General features: G+C 64.1%; 5 protein-coding genes. All 5 read right to left on the minus strand.

What is annotated here, in order from left to right; translation table 11 throughout:
• A partial coding sequence (gene glnA / locus ACHWRX_RS08575; RefSeq protein WP_394658878.1) for a type I glutamate--ammonia ligase occupies window positions 1-1,324 on the minus strand: 1,324 nt, incomplete at its 3' end.
• A gap of 173 nt (window positions 1,325-1,497) precedes the next feature.
• Window positions 1,498-1,836: a P-II family nitrogen regulator gene (locus ACHWRX_RS08580; RefSeq protein WP_058735258.1), complete on the minus strand. Its 339-nt coding sequence runs from the start codon at window positions 1,834-1,836 to the stop codon at window positions 1,498-1,500.
• A gap of 391 nt (window positions 1,837-2,227) precedes the next feature.
• Window positions 2,228-3,151 carry an N-acetyl-gamma-glutamyl-phosphate reductase gene (gene argC, locus ACHWRX_RS08585; RefSeq protein WP_058735257.1) on the minus strand — a complete coding sequence of 308 codons (924 nt, stop codon included), beginning with the start codon at window positions 3,149-3,151 and terminating at the stop codon, window positions 2,228-2,230.
• Entirely contained in the window at window positions 3,148-3,501 is a 354-nt protein-coding gene (locus ACHWRX_RS08590) for an SH3 domain-containing protein (RefSeq protein WP_394658879.1), read from the minus strand. Before ACHWRX_RS08590 ends, argC begins: the two co-directional genes overlap by 4 nt.
• Before the next feature lie 72 nt (window positions 3,502-3,573).
• Window positions 3,574-4,350: leucyl aminopeptidase family protein (locus ACHWRX_RS08595; RefSeq protein WP_394658880.1), on the minus strand; the 777-nt coding region annotated here is incomplete at its 5' end.

Genomic DNA, 4,350 nt, shown 5'->3' on the forward strand with positions numbered 1-4,350 from the left:
TTTCGATCTGGTCCTTGGTGAACACGTCGCCCTTCAGCAGGAAGTCGTGGTCGGCGGCCAGCGAGTCGAGCGCTTCGCGGAGCGAACCGGCGACCGTGGGAACCTGGGCCAGCTCGGCGGGCGGCAGGTCGTACAGGTTCTTGTCCATCGCCTCGCCCGGATGGATCTTGTTCTGGATACCGTCCAGACCCGCCATCAGCAGCGCCGCATAGGCGAGATACGGGTTCGCCAGCGCGTCAGGGAAGCGCACTTCGACGCGCTTCGACTTAGGGCCGGTGCCGTACGGGATGCGGCACGAGGCCGAGCGGTTGCGCGCCGAATAGGCGAGCAGCACCGGCGCTTCGTAACCCGGCACCAGACGCTTGTAGCTGTTGGTGGTCGGGTTAGTGAAGGCGTTCAGCGCCTTGGCGTGCTTGATGACACCGCCGATGAAGTACAGGCAGGTGTCCGAAAGCCCGGCATATCCGTTGCCGGCGAAGGTGTTTTCACCATTGTTCCAGATCGAGATATGCGTGTGCATGCCCGATCCATTGTCCTTCATGATCGGCTTGGGCATGAACGTGGCCGTCTTGCCATAGGCCTGCGCGACCATCTGCACGACATACTTGTAGATCTGCATGCGGTCCGCGGTGGTGACCAGCTTGCCGAAGGTCAGGCCCAGCTCATGCTGCGCGGCGGCCACTTCGTGGTGGTGCTTGTCGCAAGGCAGGCCCATTTCGAGCATGGTGGTGACCATCTCGCCACGGATGTCGGTGCACGGATCGACCGGAGCGACGGGGAAGTAGCCGCCCTTGGCGCGCGGGCGGTGGCCCAGGTTGCCGCCTTCGTATTCCTTGGCGGTGTTGGTCGGCAGCTCGATATCGTCGATCTTGAAGCCGTTGCCGTCGTAACCGTCGTAGAACTTCACGTCGTCAAACATGAAGAACTCGGCCTCGGGGCCGACGTACACGGTGTCACCGAAGCCGGCCGACTTCACGAACGATTCCGCGCGCTTGGCGGTAGAGCGTGGGTCACGGCTGTAGAGATCGCCGGTCGAAGGCTCGACGATGTCGCAGAACAGGATCAGCATCGGGGTGGCGCTGAAGGGATCGACATAGACCGCATCGAGGTCGGGCTTGAGGATCATGTCGGACTCGTTGATGGCCTTCCAGCCCTCGATCGACGAACCGTCGAACATCAGGCCGTCTTCCAGCTCATCCTCGCCGAGGACGGTGGAGACCATCGTCAGGTGCTGCCACTTGCCCTTGGGATCGGTGAAGCGAAGGTCGACCCACTCGATCTCTTCGTCCTTGATCCGCTTGAGGACGTCCTTTGCACTTGCCATGAGCACTTATCTCCGAGGTTATTCTTCGGCTTCCCGATCCATGGGCCCGAAAGAAGCTGGGGGTCAGTTGGGATAATCCGGGACTTTCCCGGCCCCCCGGCCGGTATGGTCCCGATCCGGACAGGCCGGATGGAATGGGTCAGAACGCCGGCCTGGATACGCCGGCGGCTGAATCAAAGCGCGGCGTCATCCCGCTCGCCAGTGCGGATGCGCACGACGGTTTCGATGGGGACGACGAAGATCTTGCCGTCGCCAATCCGCCCGGTCTGCGCGGCCTCGGCGATGGCCTCCACCGTGCGTTCGGCCAAGCTGTCCGGCACGACGACTTCCAGCTTCACCTTGGGCAGGAAGTCCACCACATACTCCGCGCCGCGATAGAGCTCGGTATGGCCTTTCTGACGGCCAAAACCCTTGGCCTCGGTAACGGTGATGCCAGAGACCCCGACTTCGTGCAGCGCTTCTTTCACTTCGTCCAACTTGAACGGCTTGATGATGGCTTCGATCTTTTTCACGCTGCCTCGTTCCTTGCATCTGGCCGAACCGCATCCCCGCGATACGGGCTCAACCTTATGCCTTGCGCGCGATCTTATCAAGAATCGTGCCAGGCGGATGCCAGCGTCCTAGGCTCTTTACGCCAATGCGAAAAGACCGGAAACATGCGTTTTCTTGCGCAGAATTATCGTGAAACGCTTCGTCGGGCGCGGGATGCGGGTCGGCTGTGATCAATAATGAGGCAGCGATGCCTGATTGTTAGGCAGGCAGGGGTTCGGCCCGCCATCCCTCACGCGCCATCCCCGTTACGCTTGGTAAACCGTCGGCGCCGGTGATGGGTTCCCACCTGCGCGGAAATGAAGAAGGAATGAGGGAAGCGGCAGCGTGGCTGATTTACGCCGAAGGCTCGGCTTAAAGCCGCAGGCCTGCTGTCTCGTCCAAGCCGGCCATGAGGTTGAGGTTCTGCACCGCCGCGCCGCTTGCCCCCTTGCCGAGGTTGTCGAGCCGAGCGATCAACCGCGCCTGCGAGCCGTCGCGCGCGCCGAACACCATCAGTTCCAGCGTGTCGACCGGCTCCATCGAGCCCCGCAGCAACAGTTCGCCTTCTTCGGCTTCGAGCACGCGAACGATCGGGCTGCCGCGATAGGCCTCGGTCAGACTGGCCAGCATGGCATCGGGAGCCGCCGCCAAAGGCATGGCCGCCAACTGTAGTGGAACTTCCACCAGCATGCCGCGATGGGCGGGCACCACGGCCGGGGCGAACAGCGGTGCGTGGGCCAAGCCGACGTGCCGCTGCATCTCGGGCACATGCTTGTGATCCATCGCCAGGCCGTAGGCGCGATAGGCAATGTCGGTATCGTCTTCGAAACGCGCGATCATCGCCTTGCCGCCGCCCGAATAGCCAGACACGGCATGGCAGATATAAGGCCAGTCCTTGGGCAGCAGCCCGGCGCTGACCAGCGGGGCAAGCAAGCCGATGAAGCCTGTGGGGTAGCAACCCGGATTGCTGACGCGCCGCGCCGATGCCACGGCCTCCCGCCCGATCACTTCGGGGAAGCCATAAGTCCAGCCGATCGCCGTACGATGTGCGCTGGAGGCGTCGATCACGCGGGTCTTGTCATTGCGGATCATCGCCACCGCGTCACGCGCGGCGTCATCCGGCAGACACAGGATTACGAAGTCCGCATCGTTCAAGGCTTCGGCGCGGGCGGCGTCATCCTTGCGGCGTGCCTCGTCCAGCGTGATCAGCGCGAACTCGGAACGGCCCGCCAGTCGCTCGGCGATTTCCAGACCAGTGGTGCCCACGGCGCCGTCGATGAAGACAGAAGCGGTCATGCGGCATGCTCCAGATCGGCGATGGCCACGTAACCTACCAGGCCATCATGCTCCACTTGCCCCCAGGCCCAGGCGCCGGCAATATCCAGCACTTCGAACCGGGTGCCTTGCGCCAGCGTGGCGATCAGCTCCGCCGTGTCGCGGGGTTGGCTGCGCAACACGGTCTCCGCCTTGGCGCGATGCGGCATCGGCACGGCATAGTGCGGCACGAAGCATTGCCCGGCCAGCTTGATATGCGCCAAGTCACCGCGCACGGCGAGATGGCCGGGATCACCCGCGCGGCTGGGTCCGCTGAGCGCCAGAAACCGCTTGGCGATATCCGGATGCGTGGGAGATGGCTCAAGCGGCAACGGGCAGATAACTCCGAAAAAGCGAAGGGGCGCGCTTAGACGGGTCGTGCCCGCTCCGCAAGTTGGCGCGGATCAGGCGCTGTAGCGTTTGCGCAACATATGCCAGGCCGCGCGCAGGCCCAGGGCGTCTCCCCCCTTGGGTCGGCCCGGCTTTGCCGACGGACGCCAGGCAAACGTATCGAAGTGGGCCCAGTCGATCCCCTCGGGCACGAAGCGGTCGAGGAACAGTGCGGCGGTGGTCGCTCCGGCGAAGCCACCGGTGCCCGCATTGTTGATATCGGCGATGTCCGATTTCAGGAATTCGCGATAGCCATCGTAGAGCGGTAGGCGCCAGCAGGGATCGTCCACCGCGGTGCCGGCGTCGATCAGGGCGTGCGCCGTATCGTCCAAGCGAGCGAAAAGGGCGGGCAGGTCTGGTCCAAGCGCCACTCGTGCGGCTCCGGTCAACGTAGCGAAGTCGATCATCAGTTCCGGCTTGTCTTCGCCTGCGCGAGTCAGGGCGTCACCCAGCACCAGACGCCCTTCTGCATCGGTGTTGCCGATCTCGACCGAGATGCCCGCGCGCGATCGCAGCACGTCTCCAGGGCGGAAGGCGTTGCCCGCGATCGCGTTTTCTACCGCCGGGACCAGCACGTGAAGCCGCACCGGCAGGTTGGCGTCCATCACCAGTTGCGCCAGCGCCAGGGCATGCGCCGCGCCGCCCATGTCCTTCTTCATCAGCAACATGCCCGAGGACGGCTTGATATCCAGCCCGCCGGAATCGAAGCAGACGCCTTTGCCGACCACGGCCACGCGCGGGTGCGCGGGATCGCCCCACTCGATCTCGATCAGGCGCGGCGCGTGGCTGCG

Origin of the sequence: uncultured Novosphingobium sp. (assembly GCF_964277725.1) — a bacterium.
In the GTDB taxonomy this organism is placed as follows: Bacteria; Pseudomonadota; Alphaproteobacteria; order Sphingomonadales; family Sphingomonadaceae; genus Novosphingobium; species Novosphingobium fluoreni.